Source organism: Pelotomaculum propionicicum (genome assembly GCF_004369225.1).
In the GTDB taxonomy this organism is placed as follows: Bacteria; Bacillota; Desulfotomaculia; order Desulfotomaculales; family Pelotomaculaceae; genus Pelotomaculum_B; species Pelotomaculum_B propionicicum.
On record NZ_QFFZ01000128.1, the window covers coordinates 1 to 1,740 of the forward strand.

A 1,740-nucleotide genomic window follows, 5' to 3' on the forward strand; every position below is an offset into this window, starting at 1 on the left:
CCTAACCCGGACAAGCCGGAACCAATAGGATTTATTAAACCCATGTCGAAATACTGTGCAATCATAACAGCGACATAGGGGAACGTACAATGTTACTTACCGAACGTTACAAAGACAAGATTGAAGGGATACTGGCATGCTATGACCGGATTGTGATCCATGGCAATATTCCGTTACTTTGTTTCGACGGCGGTATGACATCGTACTTATATCAAAACAACATCAAAATCTTCGACTACCCGAATTGGGCCAACGTACTACGCGAAGAACTTCGCGAGCATGCCGAACGGATAGCTAAGGAAAACGGACTGGAGATTGAATTTATCCGTAAGATCGACGTCTTCCGAAAAGATGACCGTATTCAATCGATCATTGAGGAGCGTGGCGCTCACCCGGGTCTGGTTCATATTTTTTCGGCCATGGAGACATGCACCAGTTACAAACCATGGCATGACAAGCAAACGGGCAAAACGTTCTTGAAAACGGACTCTGGAAAATGCTTGCACTACTACTTTTATTTCATCGATCCGGACTTCGGACTCTGTTATCTTCGTGTTCCCACGTGGTGTCCGTTTCGCCTTCAGTTTTACATGAACGGGCACAATTGGCTTGCATTACGGCTATCCAAACAAGATATCACCTACCAAATGCGGGATAATGCTTTCCTGCACATCAGTGACTGGGAAAAAGCGCAGCAGCTATCCGACCATATTCGAGTGGAAGACCTTCATCAAATCTTGGATATTCTGGCCAACCGGTACTGCCCGGTGATTAAAAAGTTACACGTTACCTACCGTTGGAGCATTATGCAAGTGGAATATGCGACAGACATTATCTTTCGGAACCCGGAGGACCTGAAGTTTCTTTATGATGCCATCGTGTATACCGCCATTCATTCTGTGAAACCGGAGAACATCGCCACGTTCCTGGGACAAAAACTGCACGGGAACTACGAGGGCGAAATGGGCAACCGATTCAATAAGCGTATTCTCGGTACGAGAGTCAAGCACCAGATGGGTGCAGTCAGCATCAAGATGTATGATAAATTTGGCTACGTGCTCCGGATTGAAACAACCGTGAATGATGTCTCGCAGTTTAAGCATTTTCGGGAAGTCCAGCAGCGGGATGGAACCGTCACACAGAAAATCGCACCGATGAAGAAAAATATTTATAGCCTGTTTCCGCTCGGCCGACTACTCAAAGCTGCCAATCACCGCTATCTGGAGTTTGTATCTTCTTTTGATGACCCCAGTGACGGCGCGAAGAAATTGGAGAAACTCTCAGAAAGCAAGAAAGCCAACGACAGAAGTTTTAAAGGTTTCAACTTCTTCAGCCGGGAAGATCAGCAATTGTTCGAAGTATTGGCGCACGGTGAATTCAACATCAACGGTTTGCAGAACAAATCGGTCCGGCGATTGCTGCCGGAACGAAGTCCAGCTTCCATCTCCCGCATACTCAAACGTTTACGTGTTCATGGGATCATCAAGAAGGTATCCGGTACCCGAAAATATTACCTGACTAAGCTGGGTAAAGCTGTTATCGCACTTGGGCTCAAAACGAAAGAACTTTTCATTGTCCCCCAGTTAGCTCAGGCAGAAACAGCCACAAACTAATTTACCCTCGAATACCTCTTTTAAAGAATGGCTATCATTGGCGGCGGCCCCTGGTTTCATATTGTCTTTTCATGGGTTTGCTTAGTTTCTTTCCATTTTTCAAAGATACTTGGACTTAAGAGCCTAA

1 protein-coding gene is annotated in these 1,740 nt (G+C 45.8%); it reads left to right on the forward strand.

Features of this window, described 5'->3' with window-relative positions:
• Positions 1-89: 89 nt before the first annotated feature.
• Positions 90-1,613: a MarR family transcriptional regulator gene (locus Pmgp_RS19170; RefSeq protein WP_134216273.1), complete on the forward strand. Its 1,524-nt coding sequence runs from the start codon at positions 90-92 to the stop codon at positions 1,611-1,613.
• Positions 1,614-1,740: the final 127 nt, after the last annotated feature.

Bases quoted from the DNA above. Each gene is read 5' to 3' on its own strand.
- Pmgp_RS19170 (WP_134216273.1), top strand. From the start codon at position 90: ATGTTACTTACCGAACGTTACAAAGACAAGATTGAAGGGATACTGGCA.